The organism is Vibrio sp. LaRot3 (assembly GCF_027587025.1).
Lineage (GTDB): Bacteria > Pseudomonadota > Gammaproteobacteria > Enterobacterales > Vibrionaceae > Vibrio.
Window position 1 is genome coordinate 263,946 of record NZ_JAPPTI010000003.1, and the last position, 24,178, is coordinate 288,123.

Below are 24,178 nucleotides of genomic sequence, written 5' to 3' on the forward strand. Positions count from 1 at the left end.
AATGTCGACAGAAATTACTTATGATGGCGTTGAACAGTTGCCAATGCGCAAGTTCACTGAAGACGCTTATCTAAATTACTCAATGTACGTGATCATGGACCGTGCGTTGCCATACATTGGTGACGGCCTAAAACCGGTTCAACGTCGTATTATTTACGCAATGTCTGAGCTGGGTTTATCAGCGGCTGCAAAATACAAAAAATCTGCGCGTACCGTTGGTGACGTGTTGGGTAAATACCACCCGCACGGGGACTCAGCGTGTTATGAAGCCATGGTGCTTATGGCTCAGCCATTCTCTTACCGTTACCCACTGGTTGATGGTCAAGGTAACTGGGGTGCGCCGGATGATCCAAAATCCTTCGCGGCAATGCGTTATACCGAAGCGAAACTGTCTAAGTTTGCTGAGGTATTGCTTGGTGAATTAGGCCAAGGCACCGTTGAGTGGCAGCCGAACTTTGATGGCACGATGAAAGAGCCTCAAATGTTGCCTGCGCGTTTGCCTCATATTCTACTGAATGGTGTTACGGGTATCGCTGTTGGTATGGCAACGGATATTCCACCTCACAACGTACGTGAAGTGGCGGAAGCGGCGATTCACCTGATTGATAATCCGAAATCTGAACTGTCAGATGTAATGAACTTTGTTCAAGGCCCTGACTATCCAACAGAAGCGGAAATTATCTCGCCAAAAGCGGATCTGGAAAAAATCTATCGCACTGGTCGTGGCAGCATTAAGATGCGTGCGGTTTGGCACAAAGAAGGCTCGGATATTGTTATCACGTCTTTGCCACACCAAGTATCGGGTGCGAAGCTGCTTGAGCAAATTGCTAATCAAATGCGCGCGAAAAAGCTGCCGATGGTTGATGATTTGCGTGATGAATCCGATCACGAGAACCCAACACGCATCGTAGTTGTGCCTCGTTCAAACCGTGTAGACAGCGAACAGTTGATGAACCACCTGTTTGCCTCAACGGATTTAGAGCGTAACTACCGTGTTAACTTGAACATGATTGGCCTTGATAACCGTCCACAGGTGAAAGGTTTAGTTCAAATTTTGTCTGAGTGGATTGAGTTCCGTCGTACTACTGTACGTCGTCGTCTCCAACACCGCCTAGATAAAGTGTTGGCACGTTTACACATCTTAGAAGGTTTGTTGGTTGCGTACCTAAACCTTGATGAAGTGATTGAAATCATCCGGACGGAAGACGACCCGAAAGCCGTGCTAATGGCACGTTTCGGCATTACTGATATTCAAGCGGATGCGATTTTAGATACGAAACTTCGTCACCTAGCGAAGCTAGAAGAAATGAAGATTCGTGGTGAACAAGATGAGCTAGAAAAAGAGCGTGAGAAGCTAGAACAGCTACTTGGTTCTGAGCGTCGTCTAAACACGCTACTGAAGAAAGAAATCAAAGCCGATGCAGAGAAGTACGGTGATGACCGTCGTTCGCCACTGGTTGAGCGTGCTGAAGCGAAAGCGTTAACAGAGCGCGACCTAGTACCAAGTGAACCAATCACTGTAGTGCTTTCTGATAAAGGTTGGATTCGTCATGCTAAAGGCCATGACGTAGACGCTGAAAACCTCAACTACAAGTCAGGTGATAAATACCTTGCTTCAGCTCGAGGTAAGAGTAATCAGCAAGCTGTGTTCCTTGGCAGCGATGGTCGCAGCTACTCACTTGAGTCGCACTCACTACCTTCTGCACGTAGCCAAGGTGAGCCAATTACAGGTCGCTTAAACATCAATGCGGGTACGTCGATTCGCCAAGTGATCATGGGTGAAGAAGATCAGCTATGGCTGATAGGCTCAGATGCGGGCTATGGTTTCGTATGTAAAGGCAGTGATTTGCTGTCTAAGAACAAGAGTGGTAAAGCGTTAGTCAGCTTGCCGCAAAATTCTGAAGTGATGGAACCGCATACCATTGGTGATTTAGATAGCGATGAAATCTTAGCGATTACTAACCAAGGCCGTATGCTGTTGTTCCCAATCAAGGAGCTGCCGCAGTTAGGTAAAGGTAAGGGTAACAAGATCATCAATATTCCTGCTGCGAAAGCGAAGGAGCGTGAAGAGATTGTTTCGCACCTTATCTCTATTCCTCAAGGGTGTTCAGTTACTCTGTACGCAGGTAAGCGTAAGCTTGGACTGAAGGCTAGCGATTTAGAAAACTTCCGTGGTGAGCGTGGTCGCCGTGGTGGCTTGCTGCCGAGAGGTCTGCAACGCGTCACTCGTATTGAAGTGGAAGCTGAACAAGGCGCGAGTGAATCAAGCGAAGACGAATAATCTAGTAAGATAAAATAAAAATCCCAGCTTATAGAGCTGGGATTTTTTTATGCTTATGTTTGCTTGACCGCTATTCGCGCGTGTCTTCTTCGATAGTGACAGGTAACGTTATCTCTTCGCCATTTCTCAGTATCAACACTTCGACGCTTGTACCAGGACGTAAATCGGTCACTATCTCAAGTACACTTTGGCGACCATTCACCTTATGACCATCTATTTTCAAGATGATGTCTTGGGCTTCAAAGCCGGCATTCGCCGCAGGGCCATTTGGATCAACACCAAGTACAACGATGCCACCAATATGCTCGTTACCTAATAGTCGCGCAGTGACGGCGGTAATGTCTTGGCCATCAATACCAATGTAGCCTCGGATAACACGACCATCGGCGATAATACGGTTCATAATGCGATTGGCTAACGAGTAAGGGATCGCAAAGGAGATACCGTAGGTTTCAAAGTCTGTTGCTTGCTGGAATGAGGCGGTATTGATGCCGACAAGCTCGCCTTGCGTGTTCACCAAAGCACCACCTGAGTTACCTTCGTTGATCGCAGCGTCGGTTTGGATAAAGGCTTGACGGCCGCCAGCACTGATCGATGAACGACCTGTCGCAGAGATAATACCAAAGGTGGTGGTTTGACCTAGGTTGTATGGGTTACCAATCGCGAGCACAACATCGCCCACTTTGGCTTTGTAATCAGGGTTGAGAGGGATAACGGGTAGGCTATTGCCTTCGATTTGTAATACCGCAATATCAGTGCGGCGATCCTTACCGATTAATTGTGCCGCTGCCACGCGGCCATCTTGTAAGGCCACGATAATTTGATCAGCTTGTGCAACGACATGGTAGTTGGTAATGATGTAGCCTTTTTCGCTGACAATTACTCCAGAGCCCAACCCTTGGGTTGAAAGCTTTGAGCGATCTTCTTCGGTGTACTTACGGCTGTATATGTTAACTACCGCCGGTGCAGCGCGTCTTACCGCTTCATTGAACGAGACTTGCAGCGAATCAAAGCTGGTCACAGGGTTAGTAATATTCTCGGGAAGGATATTGGAACGCAATGAAGGGACAGCTAACAAAAGCAAGACAGCAGTAGCTAAGCCGAGAGCAATTGATCGCAGTAGGAAATTGAGCATACCTTCCTCAAATAAATTAGGCAGTTATTGAACAGGGAAGAATAGCATTAGATGAGCAAATAACAAAAGGGCAGACCCACATGGGACTGCCCTTTGAAATCAACTTCTCATTAATCTAACGAATAACGATATAGAGTGTTTGTTCACCACGTTGCACTTGTAGTGCTAATACACTTGGTTGCTTTTCTAATAAGCTACGTAGTGTCGCTAAGTTCTTCACGCGCTGACGGTTAACACCAATGATGATATCGCCTTTTTGCAGCTGGTAGGCCTCAGCAGGTGAGCCTTGCGCTACGGACGAAATTTTTACGCCGGCAATCGTATCGCTAGAGGTGGTGTTGGTGAGTTCTGCACCCGTTAAGCCATCATGAAGTTTCTTCGCGCTAGTCTTAATGTCGATCTGCTCGCCTAAAGTAATGTTATAGGTTTTGTGTTTTCCATCGCGGAACACACCAAGCTCGACTGACTTACCAGCACCAATGGTACCAATCTTGGCGCGTAGCTCTAAGAAGCTATCCACTTTTTTGCCATTAATTGAGGTGATGATATCTCCAGCTTGAAGCCCCGCTTTTTCAGCAGCACTGTCAGGCACGATTTGTTGGATAAACGCGCCTTTGCTTGAGTCATACCCCATCGCCTCAGAGAGTTCAGGAGAGAGTTCTCTACCTTGCACACCGAGCAGACCACGTTTGACCTCACCAAATTCAATTATTTGGTCAGTAAGGTTTTTCATCATGTTTGCTGGAATGGCAAAGCCGATACCTACGTTGCCGCCGTTAGGCCCGTAGATTGCGGTATTGATACCAATTAGCTCACCGTTGAGGTTAACCAACGCACCGCCCGAGTTACCGCTGTTAATGGCCGCATCGGTTTGAATGTAGTTTTCAAAGTTCTCGATGTTTAAGCCAGTTCGGGCTAGGGCAGAGACTATCCCTGATGTCACCGTTTTACCTAAGCCAAATGGGTTACCGATAGCCACCGTAAAGTCGCCAACGCGAAGGTCATCGGAATCACTGATTTTTATTTGAGTGAGATTCTTCGCGCTTTCAAGTTTGAGTAATGCGATATCTACTTTCTCGTCTCCGCCGATGAGTTCAGCATCGAGCTCGCGTCCATCATCCAGTTTTACGCGAATCTCTTCTGCGCCGCGAATAACGTGGAAGTTGGTGACCACATAGCCTTGCTTCGCATCAATGATGACTCCTGAGCCTAAACCATGAAATGGACGCTCTTGAAGTTGCTCTACTGGGAACTCATCGCCAAAGAAAAATCGAAATTGTTCTGGAATACGTTGTTTCGAGACTTGTGTCCCTTCAACTGCAATGCTGACTACCGCAGGGGTTACTGTTTCTAGCATTGGTGCAAGGCTAGGGAGTTGTTGGCCTGATACGGCTGGTGGAATAGCCGCAGAGACCGGAAGAGTGGTTAAAGCTGAACTGACACTAAGAGAGAGAATTGTTAAGGCAAGCAATTGCTTTTTCATTGCATAACTCCTGTTGATACTGATCTACTTATTAAGCGCTTTATTGACTGTTACGGGTAACAACTCAATGAGGCTCAATTAAGGCTTCCGCTACTTATTGAATAGGGAAGCCAATCATTGTTATAGAAGTTATGACTTGAAAAACTGAACAAAGTTCACAAGTTCAACAGCTAAGAAGCCTTAGCGGTAACGACTTCACCGGAATCTAAGATTTCTTTTTTCTGTTCTTTTAGCAGACCAGTTGCGCCAGACGCATAGTCTTTTGGTGCTTGTTCTAAGCTAGCGTCATCGGATTGAGAATTTGCTGATTGCGCATTGCTTTCAGTAATTTTTTTAGCAAATGGGTTATCTTGCTCAGGCAGTTTTGGCAGTAGCTCTGAAGAAGTTTTGGCCATGTGCTGGTAAAGCTTGGTGTACTCTTTACCGATGGTATCAAGCATTTCTGCGCTTTGAGCAAAGTGATCAGTGAGGTCTTGTTTTTGCTGCTCTAACTCGAACTTTGCAGCATCAAGTTCTTTTTGAACACTCTTTTGTTTTTTGTATCCAGGGGTAGTAAGGCGCGAGATGATCATTCCTAACACAGTACCCACTAGCAGACCGACAAGGGCATAAATCCAAGGCATAATTGCTCCTTATTATTGTGATTTAACATGTTATTTACCGGGTGGTTACACATGCTTATACGACATGGTACTATGAGAAACTCATCCAATAAAGAAAAATGCGCGAGACCTAATACCCACATCCATACGGTTATCGTGTCGATTATTTTTGTCTTCTCTATGTAGTCATTTAAGAAGAATTTAGAAGGCCGCCCAATGACACCACTACAGATTTACCATAACGATATTGAAAATAATGGGTTTCAAAAAGACCCAGCTCAGCACATGGCCGTTGAAGCTCTGGATAACTTATACCGTGAGTTTATCGACTATTTGAATACGCCCGTTGTGCCTGTTTCTCGTTTGCAAAAATGGTTAGGTAAGAAGCCGCAAGAGCCACAAGAACCCAAAGGTCTGTACTTTTGGGGCGGGGTGGGGCGTGGTAAAACCTACTTGATGGATACCTTTTTTGACACGCTACCGACAGATAAAAAAATGCGTGTGCACTTTCATCGATTTATGCATCGAGTACATGATGAGCTCTCTGCTTTAGGCGAAGTGAGTGACCCATTAGAAAAAGTGGCGGATGTGTTTAAGCAGGAAGCGGAGATCATTTGCTTTGATGAGTTCTTTGTATCGGATATTACCGATGCGATGATTTTGGGTAAGCTATTTGAGTGCTTATTTGAGCGAGGCGTCGTGCTTGTTGCGACCTCGAATATCCCTCCTCATGATCTCTACAAAAATGGTCTACAAAGGGCGCGCTTTTTACCTGCGATTAAACTGATTGAGCAACATTGCAAAATATTAAATGTTGATAGTGGCGTTGATTATCGTCTCAGAACGTTAGATCAAGCAGAGATCTATCACTTCCCACTCGATCAGCAAGCGCATGATAATTTAAACCGCTACTACATTCAGTTGGCAGGTGAAGGTAAAAGCTCGGAAACTCAAATTGAGATTAACCATCGCCAGCTTGACGTTATAAAGGCGACTGATGGCGTACTGCACGCAAGTTTTGCTCAGCTTTGTCAAACAGCCCGCAGTCAAAACGACTATATAGAACTGTCCAGAATCTATCACACGGTATTGCTAGCGGATGTGAAACAGATGGGACATACGTTAGATGATGCGGCGCGCCGCTTTATTGCTTTAGTGGATGAGTTCTATGAACGTCATGTAAAACTTATTATCTCCGCAGAAGTGGATATGATGGCGTTATACACTCAGGGGCAATTGGAATTTGAATTCAAACGCTGTCTTTCTCGCTTAACGGAAATGCAAAGCCACGAGTATTTAGCAAAAGAGCACCTCGCTTAACGACAACTAGGTGGTATAGATAAAGTGATGCTTCATAAATTGAAGCGCACTAAATAATATTTCTGTCTGATAGCTCTGGATTAACAGGCATATTTACTGCATTCGGCGCTATTTAAGGGATAGAGGCGGAAAAGTCAGATTTTTGTTGAAAAAAGAGGTGATTTTTTCAGCTCACTTCTCTATAATCCTGCGACCCACCGTTACTGCAGACCTAATATCGAAGTTATTTCGAAATTGAGGTCGAGAGTGCCAACCACTCGAAGGGGTGATGACTGGGCTCTTAGACAGTGGGAGCATTTGCTCCTTTAAGTTTAAATTAATTTAACGGGTTATTATTAGCATGAAAACTTTCGTTGCTAAACCAGAAACTGTAAAACGCGACTGGTACGTTGTAGACGCTGAAGGTAAAACTCTTGGCCGTCTAGCAAGTGAAATTGCATCTCGCCTACGTGGCAAACACAAAGCTGAATACACTCCTCACGTTGACACTGGCGATTACATCGTTGTTATCAATGCTGAGAAAGTTGCTGTAACTGGCAACAAAGCTAAAGGCAAAGTGTACTACCGTCACTCTGAATTCCCAGGTGGCCTAAAATCAATCACTTTTGAAAAGCTGATCGATCGTAAGCCAGAAATGGTTCTAGAGCTAGCTGTTAAAGGTATGCTACCACGTGGTCCTCTAGGCCGTGCTATGTACCGTAAGCTAAAAGTTTACGCTGGCGCTGAGCACAACCATGCTGCTCAACAACCACAAGTACTAGACATCTAATCGGGGATTTCGAAAATGGCAGAGAATCAATACTACGGCACTGGCCGTCGCAAAAGCTCAGCTGCACGTGTTTTCATTAAACCAGGCAGCGGCAACATTGTAATCAACAAGCGTAGCCTTGATGAGTACTTTGGTCGTCCAACTTCTCGCATGGTTGTTAAACAACCTCTAGAGCTAGTTGAACTAACTGAGAAACTAGACCTATACGTTACTGTTAAAGGTGGCGGTATTTCAGGTCAAGCTGGTGCGATCCGTCACGGTATCACACGTGCTCTAATGGAATACGATGAGTCTTTCCGTCCTGCTCTACGTGCAGCTGGTTACGTTACTCGTGACGCTCGTTGCGTTGAACGTAAGAAAGTTGGTCTACGTAAAGCACGTCGTCGTCCACAGTTCTCTAAGCGTTAATCTTTTTACGAAGATATCGCTTACAGCTTATGCTGGATGTGGATTCAAAGCCTGGCTATATGCCAGGCTTTTTGTTTTTCTAAATCTCTATAATTTCTCCCACTCTCATTCCTGAATTCTATACTTGTTGAAAAACCCTTTCTTTTGTGACGCCTTTGGCGTTGTTGTTCATAAATGTTACAAAAAAGTAGCTTTACCTTGTCAAAAAGTAGGGTTTTATTTATCATTTTTTAATCAGATAAATACAACAAAAATAAGTTTGTTAGCCGTGCTCTTGGAGAAGGAATAACAAACATCCATACGGAGCCAATGGGAGAATGTTTGGATGAGCAATGCGCCCTTAAATAACGGACGTAGGCGCTTCCTAACCGCGACAACAGCAGTTGTTGGTGGGTTAGGTGCAGCTGCGGTCGCCGTCCCTTTTATAAAATCTTGGAACCCAAGTGATAAAGCGAAAGCCGCTGGTGCTCCGGTAGAAGTCGATATCGGTAAGTTAGAACAAGGCCAGATGGTTCGAGTCGAGTGGCGAGGTAAGCCTGTTTGGGTAGTTCGTCGACCGCAAGCGATTGTTGATGCGCTGGCGGCATTAGACGGTCAATTACGTGATCCCGCATCCGGCGAAGAACAACAACCGACGTATGCTCAAAATGCCTACCGCTCCATCAAGCCAGAATATTTCGTCGCTGTTGGGATCTGTACTCACCTTGGTTGTTCTCCTACCTATTTACCTGACAGTTTTAATGAACAAGTTCAAGGTGTGAAATCAGGCTTCTTTTGTCCATGCCACGGCTCTAAATTCGATATGGCTGGTCGTGTATTCCAAGGTGTTCCTGCACCATTAAACCTAGTGGTTCCCAAACACATGTACCTAAGTGATACCAAGATCATCATAGGTTTGGATGAAGAGGGAGAAGCATAATGCAAGCACTACTCGATTGGTTTGAAAAACGCTTACCAGCGATGAATGCATACAAAAAGCATTTGTCTGAATACCCAATGCCAAAGAACTTTAACTTTTGGTATCTGTTTGGCTCGCTCGCCATGTTGGTGTTAGTGAATCAAATCCTTACTGGTATCTGGTTAACCATGAATTATGTGCCATCGGGAGATGGCGCTTTTGCGTCGATTGAATACATCATGCGTGATGTCGAATACGGTTGGTTGCTGCGTTATATGCACTCAACTGGGGCATCGGCGTTTTTTGTTGTCGTGTATCTACACATGTTTCGTGGGCTGATTTATGGCTCTTACCAAAAGCCACGTGAGCTACTGTGGATATTTGGTATGTTGATTTTCTTGGTGCTGATGGCAGAAGCGTTTATGGGGTATCTATTACCATGGGGACAGATGTCCTATTGGGGCGCGCAAGTAATCATCTCTCTATTTGGTGCTATCCCGGTGATTGGGGATGACCTGACGCTTTGGATTCGTGGTGATTACGTCATTTCAGGCGCGACATTGAACCGTTTCTTTGCTTTACATGTTATCGCGCTACCGATTGTGTTACTGCTGCTTGTGGTACTGCACGTATTGGCGTTGCACGAAGTCGGCTCGAACAACCCTGACGGTATTGAAACCAAGCTACCGAAAGGTTCAATGGGTGAAAACTATAAAACTCAGTTTAAGTTCCATGATTACTATTCGAAGAAATATGACATCATTGACTCGATTCCTTTCCACCCATACGGAACGGTTAAAGACTTGATTGGTGTCGCTGGTTTCTTGTTCTTGTTCTGTTATGTGTTGTTCTTCAACCCAGAAATGGGCGGCTACTTCCTTGAGCCACCAAATTTTGAAGCGGCAAACCCACTTAAAACTCCTGAGCATATCGCTCCGGTATGGTACTTCACGCCATTTTACGCCATCTTGCGTGCCGTACCTGACAAGTTGTTAGGTGTGTTAGCCATGGGCGGGGCGATAGTCGTGTTGTTCCTACTGCCATGGTTAGATCGCTGTAAAGTGCGTTCTTATCGTTATCGCAGTAAGTTCCACCTAATTAACATTATCCAGTTCACCATTAGCTTTATCGCACTCGGCATTCTCGGGGCGTTGCCAGCAACCGATTTATATACATTGCTCGCACGTATCTTCAGTTTGGGGTATTTCATGTTCTTCGTGTTGCTGTTCTTCTACAGTAAAAATGAAGCAACGAAGCCATTACCAGAGAGGGTGACATTCAAATGAAAAAGTGGATTGTAATGCTATTTGCTTTGTTGCCATCTTTAGCCATGGCTGCGGGCGCAAACGTACCTTTAGATAAAGCGAATAATGATCTGAACGATCAAGCGTCACTGCAAAATGGCGCTAAGTTATTCATGAATTACTGTTTTGGTTGTCACTCAACTCAATATCAACGTTATGAACGTGTGGCGCGTGATATTGGTATTCCGATCGAATTGATGAAAGAGCACCTGATCTTTGACCCTAATGCCAAGGTTGGTGATTTGATGGAAAATTCGATTCCTGATAAATCTGCTGCACAATGGTTTGGTGCGCCGCCACCTGATCTCACTTTAGTGGCTCGTGTTCGGGGGACGGATTGGTTGTACACTTATTTGCGCTCATTCTACGCCGACCCTGCGCGACCGTTTGGTGTGAATAATATTGTTTTCCCAAGCGTAGGTATGCCGCATGTATTAGAAGAGCTGCAAGGTATTCCAATGCCTATCTACGGTGAGAAACAGGTAGATGGTGAAACTGTTCAAGTGATTGTCGGAGTAGAGTCTGACGGTACTGGGGAGTTAAACCAAGAAGAGTACGATGATGCAGTGCGAGATTTGGTGAATTTCCTCGAATACTCAGGCGATCCCGTAAAACTAGAGCGTCATGCTCTAGGCTGGTGGGTAATGGGCTTCTTAGTGATCTTCACAATACTTGTCGTGTTGCTGAAGAAAGAGTATTGGCGTGATGTGCATTAATTATGCTATCATACCGTGCTAATTACCATATTTGACTGTTTACAATGGAGGCATAGCCTCCATTGTTTTTTATTTCTGTAAGTGTGCTGGAGGGCTCCATGGCTGTAGCTGCCAATAAACGTTCCGTAATGACTCTATTCTCAAGTGCATCTGATATGTATAGCCATCAGGTACGCATTGTACTAGCCGAAAAAGGCGTAAGCGTAGAAGTTGAGTTAGTTGATGAAGCAAACTTACCTGCGGAATTGATTGAGCTAAACCCATACAAAACGGTTCCGACTCTAGTAGATCGTGAACTAGCACTTTACGACTCTAAAATCATCATGGAGTACTTAGATGAGCGTTTCCCTCATCCACCTCTAATGCCGGTTTACCCTGTTGCTCGTGGTAACAGCCGTCTGATGATCTACCGTATTGAAAAGAACTGGTACTCACTGGCTGAGAAAGTTGTTAACGGTACAGCAGAAGAGTCAGAAGCAGCACGTAACAAACTGCGTAATGACCTGCTTACTCTTGGCCCTGTATTCGCAGAATACGAATACTTCATGAGTGAAGAATTCAGCCTGATCGACTGCTACCTAGCACCGTTACTATGGCGTCTTCCTCAACTAGGTATCGACCTGATTGGTCCTGGTTCTAAAGAGCTTAAAGTTTACATGAACCGTGTATTTGAGCGTGATTCATTCCTAGCTTCTCTAACAGAAGCTGAGCGCGAAATGCGTCTAGTTCGTTAATCTCGAGCTAATGGATATTGCTAACATGACACCACGCCGACCATATATGCTTCGTGCATTTTATGATTGGCTGGTGGACAACGATCTAACTCCTCACCTTGTTGTGGCGGCAACATTACCAGGCGTGCGCGTACCAGAAGAATTCATCCAAGATGGACAAATTATCCTGAACGTTGCTCCTCGTGCAGTTGGTAACCTACAGCTAGGTGATGATGAGATTACTTTCAACGCTCGCTTCAGTGGCCGTCCACATACTGTGATTGTGCCTTTGTATGCGGTTCAAGCTATCTATGCTCGTGAAAACGGCGCAGGTACAATGTTTGAGCCAGAAGAAGCGTACATGGAAGAGTTTGACGAAATTGAAGAAGAGTTTATCGACACGGTTGATGAGCAGCCTTCATCTCTTTCTCTAGCGACAGAAACCGAAGCTGAATCAGACGCTACGACACCTGACGATGAGCCTCCACGACCAAAAGGTCGCCCGAGCTTACGAGTGGTCAAGTAGTCAAAGAGTAATAAAAAAGCAGCGTATTAACGCTGCTTTTTTTTGTGTTCGTTATTTTTTGTATGCGTTAAGCTCGATTAATCGCCATATTGGAAAGCTTTAATCACTTGCTTCACATCAGAGATATTACGCGTAACTTCAGTCGCGACATCCCCATGATGGCGCGATACGTAGCCAAGCAAGAACACTTCTTTATCTTCAGTGATCACTTTCACTTTGATGCCATTAAGTTCTTCATTGGTGAGGAGTGCTGATTTCACTTTGGTCGTTATCCAGCTGTCATGGCTGATTTGGCCAAGTGAGAGTGGCTCTTTAATGCGAACTTGGTTGTGAATTTGATTCACCCCCTTCACTTCGCGAGCTTGCTGAATAAATTGATCCAAAAGCTGTTCGTCTTTGGATTGTCCCATCAATACCACTGTACCTCGGTATGAACTTGCTGTGATTCGCACTTGCCCTTGGTAAGGGGCTTTATTAGTGATGCCTGCAACTTCAAACTCAATGTTATTGTCATTCCAGATCTCTTTTGTGGTTCGAGTATCAGTGACTAGGTTTACCGTTGTCGCAGCGCCAGCAACAAACACCCCAGCACAACCAGTGGTTGAGAGGAGTACTGCGCTGAGCATTAGGGCTTTTAATAATTTCATTTCGTTACTCTTCGTGAGCTGGGAATAAAACTTGGTCAATCAGATCGCATAGGCAGTGTAGGGTCACCATGTGCACTTCGTGTATGCGGGCAGTGCGTTGCGAAGGAATTCGAATTTCAACGTCGTGCTCGCCGAGCAAACCTGCCATTTCACCGCCATCTTTGCCAGTTAACGCAATGATGGTCATATCACGAGTTACCGCGGCTTCCATTGCCTTGATGATGTTTTTACTGTTACCACTGGTCGAGATCGCCAGTAAGATATCACCCGGCTGGCCAAACGCACGTACTTGCTTCGAGAAGATTTGCTCGTAATGGTAGTCGTTGGCGACTGCGGTTAACGTGGTGTTGTCTGACGTCAGAGCCATAGCTGGTAAGCTTGGGCGTTCAGTTTCAAAACGGTTAAGTAAACAAGAGACAAACTGCTGCGCGTTAGACGAAGAGCCTCCATTACCACAACAAAGGATTTTGTTGCCGTTAAGTAGGCTTGAAACCATAGCCTGAGCGGCATGGGTAATGGCATCCGGCAGCGCTTCTGCCGCTGCGATTTGGATTTGAATGCTTTCAGTAAAACTTTCTTTAATGCTTTCGAGCATTGATTATCCTTGAGTAATTGCGTTTCTAATCCATTCGATATCGTCGCCTTGTTGATGAATAGCGACTATATCGAATCGACACTCGGTGGTGTAAACGGACAAGCCTTGTTTTAGCAACCAAACATTTGCAGCCTTAATCAGGCGTTGTTGTTTAGTATAAGTAACAGTTTCAGCTGCGTGTCCATAATTGGTTGTGTTGCGGTAGCGAACTTCAACAAACACAATGGCACTGCCATCTCGCATGATGAGGTCAAGCTCGCCCCCTTTGGCATGGAAGTTTCGCTCAATTAGTTTGAGGCCGCAACCACTAAGGTAATTCTCGGCTGCGGACTCATACAGTTTGCCTTTTCGAAACTTACTCAGCAGTCCCATTGCCGTGTTCTGCCCAGCTAATTTCGCGCTGTACTACACAGTGCTCATCAATACTGAGTTTGCCTGTGTTACCGTCGATACTGTAGCCATGTACCACTTTCATTTGTGGTAGTTGTTCCATCAGTAAGTACGCATCCATACCCAGTGCCTGTAAACGTTTCTCTGCATTAGAACCTTTTGGCCACATTTGGTTCATTTGTGCTTCGATTGCGCTATTTGGCTGAATCAATAACGGAATATCACTGAACATCACGCCAGTTAAGTCTTCGTATTGCTGACGGCCGCTATTACTGCGTGAGTTTGAGAATAGCTTAGGTGGTGTTGTGTCTGGGTTAATCGCCACTTCGATAAATGGTTTAATTAACGTTAGCTCTGAGCTGCCAGCAACAATATAGACAGCATCTACATCACGGCGGCTGCGAGGTTGGCTTTCAAGCTTAATGCGTAGCAAAGATTGCATTTGGGTGATGTGCTGTTGGCTTTCTTGTAGACCAAACGCATTGTTCACGTCTTTTTGCAGTTGGCGCTTGTCAGTAAATAGGCTAACGGCAACTTTATTGTTGCTGTATTTGCTCCACTCTTCATCGAAGGCTTCGACAGCGCGCTGACCTAAACGGTTCTTTGGCGCAAGAATTAGCGGGTAACGGTAACCTTCAGTAAACAAGTGTTTTGCTGCTTGAGCGACTTCTTGTTCTGGCGAAAGCGCAAGGTAACAAACGCTAGTTCCGGTTTCTAGCTCGTCAGGAATATTCAACGCGAGCATAGGTATTGGTAACCCTTGGCTGTTACGAGTTTGCTTAAGTTTAGTGATGTTGTCTTTCACTAGCGGGCCAACCACAAAATCGACCTGTTTTTCAATTAAGGTCGCTTGTAACGACTCAACATCCGTTGTGTTGGTGTCAATGACGGTTAACGTTGCGTTCGCATCGCGCTGAGGATCGTTCATCATCTGTAGGATGAAACCATCACGGATAAGTTCAGCTTGTTTGGCAAACTTACCAGTTAGTGGCAACAGCAGCGCAGTATTTAGAGGCTTCGATATTTCAAGATTCAAGATGTCTTGAATTGACTGCGGTGTGTACTCTGCAGCAGGGTGCGTTGGGTTTTCTGCCAGCCATTGCTCAATGGTATTTTTCAGCTGACTGATATTACTACCCAATGTCGCGTTATAAATCGCTAGTTGACGCCAGCCATCAAACTCAGAATCGTTAACATCGATAGAGAATTCCGTGATTTGCTGTTCAGGGTATTGCGTTAGGTTTTGCCAAATTGCTTCTGCAATGAACGCTTGTTGATCACGAGCTTCGTATTGAGACAATTGAGAGAGCTCACGTGCCGCTTCGAAGTAGTTTTGCTGTTCGCCAAACAGATCGGCTCTTAGCTGGTGATATTCACGCCACTGTTCATCGACTAATCGCCATGATGGGCGGAAGTTAAGTAGTTCAAGAGCTTGTTGATATTGCTCTTGGTCGTTAAGCAGCGTTGCACGTGCAAGTTGCCATTCTGCTTGCTGTTTATCGGTCAAAGATTGGCGAGACAGGCGTTTGATAAGCAATTCGGCTTGTTGGGTGTCATTGGCTTTTACCGCGGCTTTAAGTGCCATGATCAACCAGTCGTTTTGCATACTGCCTTCGCTGCTGTCAGCTCGCATTAGGTAGTTGGTCGCTGGTTGAACAGGATCGAGCGTGATGTCGACATAATTGTAGTTTGACGTCGATGAAGTAGACGAACACGCCGCTAATGTCACTGCAAGGGCTACAGGAGTGAGTAAGCGTGATACACTTAATCGCTTTTGGTTATTCTTGGCCATGAGTTCTTCGTTAATTCCGTATAAAATTGTGTCTATATTAATCGTTGAAGTGATGCTAAACAAATGACAGATAACAAAACCTTACCTGCACAGATCCCAACTCTCTACATTGTACCGACTCCAATCGGTAATTTGGGTGATATTACCCAACGCGCGATAGAAGTGCTATCAAGTGTCGATCTGATTGCTGCAGAAGATACCCGTCATACGGGGAAATTGTTGTCTCATTTTGGCATTACTACCAAAACCTATCCGCTCCATGATCACAATGAGCAACAAAAAGCACAAGTATTAGTTGAGAAATTACTGTCTGGGCAGTCTATTGCGCTGGTTTCAGACGCTGGTACGCCGCTTATTAGTGATCCAGGTTACCACCTTGTGTCTCAGTGTCGTCAGGCGGGCGTTAAAGTTGTTCCTCTTCCTGGTGCATGTGCCGTTATTACCGCACTAAGTGCCTCAGGATTGCCATCTGATCGCTTTAGTTTTGAAGGTTTCTTACCACCTAAGAGCAAAGGCCGCAAAGATAAGTTTCTTGAAATCGCGAAAGTGGAACGCACTTGTATCTTTTATGAATCACCACACCGCATTTTAGACTCATTAGCCGATATGCTCGACATTTTAGGCCCGCAGCGTGAAGTGGTGCTTGCTCGTGAGATCACCAAAACGTTTGAGACTTTCCAAGGTCTACCATTAGGTGAATTGGTTGAATGGGTTAAACAAGATGAAAATCAACAGCGTGGCGAAATGGTGCTTCTAATTCACGGTCATCGTGAAACTGTAGAAGAGAGCTTACCTGAAGAAGCAACACGCACGCTTGCCATTTTGACTAAAGAACTGCCATTGAAAAAAGCAGCCGCTTTAGCCGCTGAAATTTATAACTTGAAGAAAAACGCATTGTACAAATGGGGTTTAGACAACCTAGATTAATCTTTTAGGCTAATTTGTACAAAAACACGGCACTTGAGCGGTGCATTACATCATATCTGTGATCTCGCTAGACACTGTGAGGCAATCCCTATACAATCCGCCCTCGGAGTTGACTGGGTAGTCGCTGCTTTGTTGATGTCCTTCGGGAGACTGACGCTGAAGTCCTTTGGGAGACTGGCGTTGACGTCCTTCGGGAGACTGACAAAGGGGAGGAAAGTCCGGGCTCCAAAGAGCAGGGTGCCAGGTAACGCCTGGGGGGCGTAAGCCTACGACAAGTGCAGCAGAGAGAAGACCGCCGATGGCCCGTAAGGGATCAGGTAAGGGTGAAAGGGTGCGGTAAGAGCGCACCGGACGACTAGCAATAGTTCGTTGCAGGGTAAACTCCACCCGGAGCAAGACCAAATAGGCCTCCACATTGCGTTGCTCGCGTAAGGAGGCGGGTAGGTTGCTTGAGCCAGTGAGCGATTGCTGGCCTAGACGAATGGCTACTGCCGCGCAAGCGGAACAGAACCCGGCTTATACGTCGACTCCACCTATTCGAGACCCACCATAATCCTACGGTTATGGTGGGTTTTTTGCTTTTTATTGACGAAAACAATAACTCAAGCGATAAACTTAGCGCAATGTCACGTGATGCATGCGTTCAAGGGTGGCGATAAGCGACTAAATCAGTACACTGAAGAGTTAAAGCGCGTCAATGCGACGGCGAGAAGAGATAACTATGACAGAAGCATTTAAACACGTATCGGTATTGTTGCATGAGTCCATTGATGGCCTAGCGATCAAATCTGACGGTATTTACATTGATGGTACTTTTGGCCGCGGCGGTCATAGCCGTACCATTTTATCTCAGCTAGGTGAAAACGGCCGCTTATACAGCATCGACCGTGACCCTCAAGCCATCGCAGAAGCGAACAAAATTGACGATCCTCGCTTTACCATTATTCATGGTCCATTCTCCGGTATGGCTGAATACGCGAAAGACTACAACTTAGTGGGTAAGGTAGACGGTGTGCTACTCGATCTTGGGGTTTCTTCTCCACAGCTTGATGATGCTGAACGTGGTTTTAGCTTTATGAAAGATGGCCCATTAGATATGCGTATGGACCCAACGTCAGGCATTCCAGTATCTCAATGGCTAATGGAAGCAGACCTTGATGATATTACTTGGGTCATCCGTGAGTTTGGTGAAGACAAACACGCACGTCGCATCGCTAAAGGGATTGTGGCTTATCGTGAAAACGAAGAGAACGAACCATTAACGCGTACTGGTCAATTGGCAAAACTTATCTCAGATGTTGCGCCAAAAAGCTTTAAAGAGAAAAAGCACCCTGCGACTCGTGCTTTCCAAGCGTTTCGAATTTACATCAACAGTGAACTAGAAGAGATTGATACGGCGTTGAAAGGTGCGGCAAGTATTCTTGCGCCAGAAGGTCGTTTGTCTGTCATCAGCTTCCATTCACTAGAAGATCGCATGGTGAAACGTTTTATTCGTAAAGAGAGTAAAGGCCCTGAAGTGCCACATGGCATCCCACTGACAGAGGCTCAGATCAAAGAGCTTGGAAGCGCGAATATGAAGCCAATCGGCAAAGCGATTAAGCCAAGCAAACAAGAAGTTGAGCACAATACTCGCTCGCGTAGCTCAGTATTACGTATTGCCGAAAAGCTGTAATTAATCATGTCAAAAGCCACTCCTAACCTAGCTAAAATTATCGCGCTCGACTTGCTCACTGTTGGCAAGCTCCCACTATTTATGCTGATGGTTATTTTTGCTAGCGCAATGGGAGTGGTATTTACCACCCATCACACCCGACAAGCCATTTCAGAAAAAGACCAAGCTTTGGTCGAGCGTGAGCGCCTCGACAACGAGTGGCGCAACTTGTTATTGGAAGAAACTGCACTGGCGGAGCATAGCCGAGTTCAAGAGTTCGCCAAGCAAGAACTTGAAATGAAGCGCCCTGACTCTGATAAAGAAGTGGTGATTGATTTACCATGAGTTCAACGAAAGCCAAGCCTGCTGCTAAACAAACCCAACCTGAGCCGCCACAGCTGATTCGCTGGCGCTTTTATCTCGTCCTATTCTTTGTTTTTCTTATCTTTGCTGCTTTGGTGGCGCGCATCGGTTATATCCAAATCATTGAACCGGATAATTTAATTAAACAAGGCGACATGCGTTCGATTCGCGCCAAAACCTTGCATTCTGCACGCGGTATTATCTCTGACCGTAATGGTGAAGCCTTGGCAGTGAGCGTGCCAGTAGAAGCGGTTTGGGCCGACCCTGCCACTATTTTCAAAAAAGGCGGTCTTGAAGATGTAGACCGTTGGCATGCGCTAGCCGATGTACTTGGCTTAGAGCGCCAAGGTTTGATCGATAAAATCAATGCTAATAAAAAGCGCCGTTTTATCTACTTACAGCGTCAAGTTAGCCCTGCGATGGCAAATTATATTCGTGAACTTAAGCTAGCCGGTGTCGGTTTGAAGGCGGAATCTCGTCGCTACTACCCAGCAGGTGAAGTTAGTGCCCACTTAGTTGGTGTGACTGGTATTGATGGTCATGGCTTGGAAGGGGTAGAGCGCAGTTACGATAAATGGCTGACTGGTGAAGCGGGTAAGCGCATTATCCGTAAAGACCGATACGGCCGTGTGGTGGAAAATATTTCTTTAGAAGAGCGTGAAGAGGGTAAGCCGTTAGAGTTAACTGTCGATCAGCGCCTTCAAGCGATTGCTTATCGAGCGATTAAGCAGGCCGTTGCCGACTACCGAGCAACGTCTGGCTCTGCGGTTATTTTAGATGTAAAAACCGGCGCCGTGTTAGCCATGGTGAATGCGCCTTCTTATAACCCAAACAACCGTTCTGATTTGCAATCAGCAAAAATGCGTAACCGCGTCATCACGGATGCGTTTGAGCCGGGCTCAACCATTAAACCATTTGTGGTTCTAGCCGCGTTAGAAAACGGCACCGCGGATGAAAATACGATCATCGATACTGGTCACGGCATTATGCAAGTGGGTGGTAGTCGTGTGCGTGATGTATCTAAAGTAGGCAAAGCGGACCTTACGACTATTTTGAAAAAGTCGAGTAACATCGGTGTCGCGAAGTTGGCGCTTGATATGCCATTAGAAGCGTTACTCGGTATGTATAGCTCGGTTGGTTTTGGTGAGGTGTCTGGCTTAAACCTAGTGGGTGAAACGCAAGGTATTTTCCCTAACCGCCGACGCTGGTCGAAATTTGAAATTGCGACATTATCGTTTGGTTATGGCTTAACCATTACGCCTTTGCAGCTCGCTCATGCTTATGCAACGTTAGGTAATTATGGTAAATATCAGCCAGTTCATATTATCGAAAATAACCAGCAAGATTTTTCACGCCAAGTGATTGATGAGCACAATGCTCGATTAGTGCTGGGTATGCTTGAAACGGTGACTCAACCCGGTGGTACGGCAACGAAAGCCGCCGTGCCAGGCTATCGAGTAGCGGCTAAAACCGGTACGTCACGTAAAGCGGTCGCAGGCGGTTATGGTGACCAATATTTTGCTTATACAGCCGGTGTGGCACCTGCTAGTGACCCGAGGGTTGCGTTGGTGGTGGTGGTTAATGAACCTCAAGGTGATAACTACTACGGCGGTTCGGTCGCGGGCCCTGTCTTTTCTGAAATAATGAAAAGTAGCTTGCAGATCCTAAACGTCGCACCGGACGAAAATAGATTTAAACAGGAATAGTGAGAGTTAGGAATGTCGAAAAGACTCACTCTATCAGAACTACTTGCGCCATGGCTTGAACCTTCGTTTGAGCAGCAAGGTTCAAATATCCAAGTTCATTCTCTAGAGCTGGACAGCCGTAAAGTCATTAATGGAACGACTTTTATTGCCATTAAAGGTCATGCTGTTGATGGTCGGAAATTTATCCCATCAGCCATTAAACAAGGCGCTAATGCGGTTATTGCTGAGGCATGCGAGCAGAAAAGTCATGGTGTGACTGAGCACCATGATGGTGTATTGGTGGTGTATCTTGCTGATTTGAGCTCGATTTTGTCTGAGCTAGCAGGTCGTTTATACGCTGACCATAACAACCAATTGATTGGTGTAACCGGCACCAATGGTAAAACCACTATCACCCAACTGATTGCGCAATGGCTAGATTTAGTTGGTCAACGTGCAGCGGTAATGGGCACAACGGGTAACGGCTTTCTAGACAATCTTCAGCCCGCTGCGAACACGACCGGTAATGCGGTTGAAGTACAAAGCTCGATTGCTCAACTAGCCGAGCAAGGTGCTAATTACACGGCGTTGGAAGTCTCTTCACATGGCCTTGTCCAAGGCCGAGTTAAAGCGCTGCCTTTTGTTGCTGGCGTATTTACAAACTTGAGCCGTGACCATCTCGATTACCATGGCACGATGGAAGAATACGGCGAAGCGAAGTTTACTCTGTTTAGTACGCATCAATGCGATCAAGCGATCATCAATGTGGATGATAACGTTGGCCATGCATGGATGGCTCGCTTAGACAATGCCATTGCTGTGTCTCTTAAGCCGACTGCGTTTGAACGTGCAGTTTGGGCCAATCAAGTGGATTACTCAGAGTCGGGTATCGATATTCAATTTGATGGCAGTTTTGGTTCAGGTGAACTGAGTATTCCGCTGATTGGTGAATTCAATGCGAGTAACGCCTTACTCGCATTTACTACTTTGCTGGCATTGGGTATTGATAAGCAGCAGTTGATTGAAACTGCGACTCAGCTTGTTCCGGTATTAGGTCGCATGGAGCTATTTGCTAATCCGAGCCAAGCTAAAGTGGTGGTAGATTACGCCCATACACCAGATGCGCTAGAAAAAGCACTGCTGGCGCTGCGTGTTCACTGCCAAGGTAAGCTTTGGGCTATCTTCGGTTGCGGCGGTGACCGCGATGCAGGTAAACGTCCGATGATGGCCGAAATTGGTGAGCGATTAGCGGATTACGTCATTTTAGCCGATGACAACCCACGCAGTGAATCCCCACAAGCCATCATCAAAGATATGCTGGCGGGTATGCAATCTCCACAAAGCGCCATCGTCGAGCATGATCGCTTCAAAGCGTTGCAACATGCGTTAGATAACGCATCACCGCAAGACATTATTTTATTGGCTGGTAAAGGCCATGAAGATTACCAAGTATTGGCCACTGAAACAGTCCATTACTCAGATCGTGAATCGGCTCAGCAGTTACTAGGATTATCCGCATGATTTCATTTAGCTTGAAGCAAATTTGCCCAGAGATTGAGGCTGAGTTAGTTGGCAATGATTGCCAAATTGATTTGGTATCGACCGACACGCGTCAGATTGAATCGGGCTCTTTATTTGTGGCGTTGATTGGCGAACGTTTTGATGCGCACGATTTTGTTCAGCAAGCTGTTGATGCTGGCGCGTCAGCGGTACTCGTTAGTCGCCAGTTGGAGATTGAGATTCCTCAATTGGTGGTTGCTGATACGCGTATTGCTCTTGGTAAAATTGGCGCTTATGTACATCAACAAGCAGCAACGCCAACCGTCGCGATTACCGGTAGTTGTGGTAAAACGACGGTAAAAGAAATGGTCGCCAGCATTATGGCTCAGCAAGGCCAGGTGTTGTTTACTGCGGGTAACTTTAACAACGATATCGGCGTGCCATTAACGTTACTTCGTTCAACCGAGCAAGATGATTATGCGGTGATTGAACTTGGTGCGAACCACATTGGTGAAATTGCTTATACCTCTGAATTAGTGAAACCGGATGTGGCGCTGGTTAATAATGTTGCAGCAGCACACTTAGAAGGTTTTGGTTCGATTGATGGTGTTAAACAAGCCAAAGGTGAAATCTATCAAGGTTTGAAATCTGGTGGTGTGGCGATTGTGAACTTAGATAGTCACGGTGGTGACTACTGGCAGCAAGCTCTGGCTGATAAGCAAGTTAAAACGTTCTCGATTACCGATCGTAGCGCCGATTATTACGCAGACAACGTGAGTTTGAATGATCTTGGCGAAGCGTCGTTTAATCTACATTCACCACTAGGTTCGAAATCGATTCATCTCGGTATTATTGGCCAACACAATGTGGCGAATGCTTTGGCTGCGACTGCATTGGCGGTAGAGTTAGGCGCAAGCTTAGATATGGTCGTGTCGGGTTTAGCAAATCCAAGCCAAGCAAAAGGTCGAGTTGAGGCTATTGAACTGACGGATACGATCAAATTGATCGACGACAGCTATAATGCGAGCGTACCGGCAATGAAGGCTGCTGCTGATCTGTTAGCTGGTTTTAGCGGCATCCATTGGCTCATTTTGGGTAACATGGCAGAGTTAGGCGAGGAAAGTCTTGCACTTCACCGCCAAGTCGGGGAACATGCAGCCCCATTTAATTTTGAGTATGTGTTGACCTACGGCGAAGATACCAAAGCAATTAGCGAGGTTTGCCAAGGTACTCACTTTGATACTCACAACACTATGATTGAATTTATTAAGCAGCGAATCTCGCAACATTCTGAGCCTCAAACTTTACTTGTTAAAGGCGCAAATAGTGCGGGTATGAGTAAAATAGCCGCTGCTTTGAAGGAGATGTATTCATGATCATTTGGCTTGCAGAGCTGCTACAGCCATATTTCTCATTTTTCCGTTTATTTGAATACCTATCGTTCCGAGCGATTGTAAGCGTATTGACTGCGCTAGGTATCTCATTATGGATGGGGCCACGTATGATTCGCCGTTTGCAGATGCTGCAAATTGGTCAGGTGGTGCGCAATGAGGGGCCAGAGTCGCACTTTAGCAAACGTGGTACGCCAACGATGGGCGGTATCATGATCCTATCTTCTATTATTATTACCGTTTTGCTTTGGTCGGACTTATCTAACCCTTATGTATGGGCCGTGATCTTCGTTCTTGGCGGTTATGGTGCCGTCGGTTTTGTCGATGATTACCGCAAAGTGGTACGTAAAAACACTGATGGTCTAATCGCTCGTTGGAAGTACTTCTGGCAATCTGCTATCGCTCTAGTTGTGGCATTCGCACTGTATGCTCATGGTAAAGATACCGCAGCGACTCAACTTGTCGTGCCTTTCTTTAAAGAAGTAATGCCGCAGCTTGGTTTGATGTACATCGTGTTGACTTACTTCGTTATCGTAGGTACCAGTAACGCGGTGAACCTAACGGATGGCCTAGATGGTCTTGCGATTATGCCTACTGTGTTAGTTGCTGCTGGTTTTGCTGCAATTGCTTGGGCGACAGGTAACGTCAACTTCGCTAACTACCTGCATATTCCTCATATCCCTCATGCTTCTGAGCTGGTGGTGGTGTGTACTGCGATTGTCGGAGCTGGTTTAGGCTTCTTATGGTTTAACACGTATCCTGCTCAAGTCTTTATGGGCGATGTTGGCTCATTAGCTTTAGGTGGTGCACTAGGTACTATCGCGGTATTGGTTCGTCAAGAGTTTGTGCTAGTGATTATGGGCGGTGTGTTTGTAATGGAAACCTTGTCCGTGATTCTACAGGTTGGTTCATACAAGTTACGTGGTCAACGTATCTTCCGTATGGCGCCGATTCACCATCACTACGAACTAAAAGGCTGGCCAGAGCCTCGCGTTATCGTTCGATTCTGGATTATCTCAATTGTATTGGTACTGATTGGTCTAGCGACTCTGAAAGTACGTTAAGGAAAACACACCATGTCC

The 24,178-nt window shown here is 45.9% G+C and carries 23 protein-coding genes and 1 other RNA gene; 17 read left to right on the forward strand and 7 right to left on the reverse strand.

Translation table 11 applies throughout. From position 1 onward, the window contains the following. Position 1: 1 nt before the first annotated feature. Positions 2-2,281, forward strand: coding sequence for a DNA topoisomerase IV subunit A (gene parC / locus OH461_RS10085; RefSeq protein WP_270020487.1), 2,280 nt, complete (start codon positions 2-4; stop codon positions 2,279-2,281). Positions 2,282-2,351: 70 nt separating this feature from the next. Here the strand turns inward: parC and degS are convergent, their stop codons facing one another. The 3 genes from degS to zapG all read right to left on the reverse strand — a co-directional run bounded on the left by degS (position 2,352) and on the right by zapG (position 5,522). Then, on the reverse strand, positions 2,352-3,416 hold the full coding sequence (gene degS / locus OH461_RS10090) for an outer membrane-stress sensor serine endopeptidase DegS (RefSeq protein ID WP_270020488.1): 1,065 nt from the start codon (positions 3,414-3,416) through the stop codon (positions 2,352-2,354). 115 nt (positions 3,417-3,531) lie between these two features. Beyond that, a complete protein-coding gene (locus OH461_RS10095) occupies positions 3,532-4,899 on the reverse strand; it encodes a Do family serine endopeptidase (RefSeq protein WP_270020489.1) in 1,368 nt (455 codons plus the stop codon). A 170-nt stretch (positions 4,900-5,069) separates the two neighbouring features. Further along, positions 5,070-5,522 (reverse strand): Z-ring associated protein ZapG, encoded by a 453-nt coding sequence (zapG, locus tag OH461_RS10100; protein WP_270020490.1) that lies wholly within the window; start codon positions 5,520-5,522, stop codon positions 5,070-5,072. Between the two features lie 195 nt (positions 5,523-5,717). Between zapG and zapE the strand changes: the two genes are divergently transcribed. The 8 genes from zapE (at position 5,718) to sspB (ending at position 12,155) form a co-directional block, all read left to right on the forward strand. Next, on the forward strand, positions 5,718-6,821 hold the full coding sequence (gene zapE, locus OH461_RS10105; RefSeq protein WP_270020491.1) for a cell division protein ZapE: 1,104 nt from the start codon (positions 5,718-5,720) through the stop codon (positions 6,819-6,821). Between the two features lie 340 nt (positions 6,822-7,161). Continuing rightward, the gene (gene rplM, locus OH461_RS10110) at positions 7,162-7,590 is read left to right on the forward strand and encodes a 50S ribosomal protein L13 (protein WP_260259801.1); all 429 of its coding nucleotides are present in this window, start codon (positions 7,162-7,164) and stop codon (positions 7,588-7,590) included. A 15-nt stretch (positions 7,591-7,605) separates the two neighbouring features. Continuing rightward, a complete protein-coding gene (gene rpsI / locus OH461_RS10115; RefSeq protein WP_038866232.1) occupies positions 7,606-7,998 on the forward strand; it encodes a 30S ribosomal protein S9 in 393 nt (130 codons plus the stop codon). Positions 7,999-8,323: 325 nt separating this feature from the next. Further along, the gene (gene petA / locus OH461_RS10120; protein ID WP_270020492.1) at positions 8,324-8,917 is read left to right on the forward strand and encodes a ubiquinol-cytochrome c reductase iron-sulfur subunit; all 594 of its coding nucleotides are present in this window, start codon (positions 8,324-8,326) and stop codon (positions 8,915-8,917) included. Continuing rightward, positions 8,917-10,182, forward strand: a complete 1,266-nt coding sequence (locus OH461_RS10125; protein ID WP_270020493.1) for a cytochrome b — start codon at positions 8,917-8,919, stop codon at positions 10,180-10,182. Before petA ends, OH461_RS10125 begins: the two co-directional genes overlap by 1 nt. Further along, on the forward strand, positions 10,179-10,916 hold the full coding sequence (locus OH461_RS10130; RefSeq protein ID WP_270020494.1) for a cytochrome c1: 738 nt from the start codon (positions 10,179-10,181) through the stop codon (positions 10,914-10,916). The genes OH461_RS10125 and OH461_RS10130 overlap by 4 nt, the downstream gene beginning before the upstream one ends. A gap of 98 nt (positions 10,917-11,014) precedes the next feature. Continuing rightward, positions 11,015-11,650 (forward strand): stringent starvation protein SspA, encoded by a 636-nt coding sequence (gene sspA, locus OH461_RS10135; protein ID WP_270020495.1) that lies wholly within the window; start codon positions 11,015-11,017, stop codon positions 11,648-11,650. A 10-nt stretch (positions 11,651-11,660) separates the two neighbouring features. Beyond that, entirely contained in the window at positions 11,661-12,155 is a 495-nt protein-coding gene (gene sspB / locus OH461_RS10140) for a ClpXP protease specificity-enhancing factor (RefSeq protein WP_270020496.1), read from the forward strand. Between the two features lie 77 nt (positions 12,156-12,232). On the opposite strand, the gene OH461_RS10145 is transcribed toward sspB, so the two are convergent. Genes OH461_RS10145 through OH461_RS10160 form a run of 4 tightly spaced genes read right to left on the reverse strand, consistent with a single transcriptional unit; the run spans position 12,233 to position 15,579 of the window. Continuing rightward, a complete protein-coding gene (locus tag OH461_RS10145) occupies positions 12,233-12,802 on the reverse strand; it encodes a BON domain-containing protein (protein ID WP_270020497.1) in 570 nt (189 codons plus the stop codon). 4 nt (positions 12,803-12,806) lie between these two features. After that, positions 12,807-13,397, reverse strand: coding sequence for a phosphoheptose isomerase (locus OH461_RS10150; RefSeq protein WP_260259794.1), 591 nt, complete (start codon positions 13,395-13,397; stop codon positions 12,807-12,809). Between the two features lie 3 nt (positions 13,398-13,400). Then, entirely contained in the window at positions 13,401-13,769 is a 369-nt protein-coding gene (locus OH461_RS10155; protein WP_270020498.1) for a YraN family protein, read from the reverse strand. Then, positions 13,753-15,579, reverse strand: coding sequence for a penicillin-binding protein activator (locus tag OH461_RS10160; RefSeq protein WP_270020499.1), 1,827 nt, complete (start codon positions 15,577-15,579; stop codon positions 13,753-13,755). Before OH461_RS10160 ends, OH461_RS10155 begins: the two co-directional genes overlap by 17 nt. Positions 15,580-15,642: 63 nt before the next feature. Here OH461_RS10160 and rsmI point away from each other — a divergent pair, with 63 nt between their 5' ends. The 8 genes from rsmI to mraY all read left to right on the forward strand — a co-directional run bounded on the left by rsmI (position 15,643) and on the right by mraY (position 24,160). Then, entirely contained in the window at positions 15,643-16,506 is an 864-nt protein-coding gene (gene rsmI / locus OH461_RS10165) for a 16S rRNA (cytidine(1402)-2'-O)-methyltransferase (RefSeq protein ID WP_270020500.1), read from the forward strand. 105 nt (positions 16,507-16,611) lie between these two features. Next, positions 16,612-17,041: RNase P RNA component class A (rnpB, locus tag OH461_RS10170), an RNA gene on the forward strand. A 186-nt stretch (positions 17,042-17,227) separates the two neighbouring features. Beyond that, positions 17,228-18,178 (forward strand): 16S rRNA (cytosine(1402)-N(4))-methyltransferase RsmH, encoded by a 951-nt coding sequence (gene rsmH, locus OH461_RS10175; protein WP_270020501.1) that lies wholly within the window; start codon positions 17,228-17,230, stop codon positions 18,176-18,178. Positions 18,179-18,184: 6 nt separating this feature from the next. Continuing rightward, positions 18,185-18,502: a cell division protein FtsL gene (ftsL, locus tag OH461_RS10180; RefSeq protein WP_443088453.1), complete on the forward strand. Its 318-nt coding sequence runs from the start codon at positions 18,185-18,187 to the stop codon at positions 18,500-18,502. Then, positions 18,499-20,226 (forward strand): penicillin-binding transpeptidase domain-containing protein, encoded by a 1,728-nt coding sequence (locus OH461_RS10185; protein ID WP_270020502.1) that lies wholly within the window; start codon positions 18,499-18,501, stop codon positions 20,224-20,226. The genes ftsL and OH461_RS10185 overlap by 4 nt, the downstream gene beginning before the upstream one ends. A 12-nt stretch (positions 20,227-20,238) precedes the next feature. Further along, positions 20,239-21,726, forward strand: a complete 1,488-nt coding sequence (gene murE / locus OH461_RS10190) for a UDP-N-acetylmuramoyl-L-alanyl-D-glutamate--2,6-diaminopimelate ligase (RefSeq protein ID WP_270020503.1) — start codon at positions 20,239-20,241, stop codon at positions 21,724-21,726. Beyond that, positions 21,723-23,081 carry a UDP-N-acetylmuramoyl-tripeptide--D-alanyl-D-alanine ligase gene (locus tag OH461_RS10195; RefSeq protein WP_270020504.1) on the forward strand — a complete coding sequence of 453 codons (1,359 nt, stop codon included), beginning with the start codon at positions 21,723-21,725 and terminating at the stop codon, positions 23,079-23,081. Before murE ends, OH461_RS10195 begins: the two co-directional genes overlap by 4 nt. Continuing rightward, entirely contained in the window at positions 23,078-24,160 is a 1,083-nt protein-coding gene (mraY, locus tag OH461_RS10200; RefSeq protein WP_270020505.1) for a phospho-N-acetylmuramoyl-pentapeptide-transferase, read from the forward strand. The genes OH461_RS10195 and mraY overlap by 4 nt, the downstream gene beginning before the upstream one ends. Positions 24,161-24,178 lie beyond the last annotated feature (18 nt).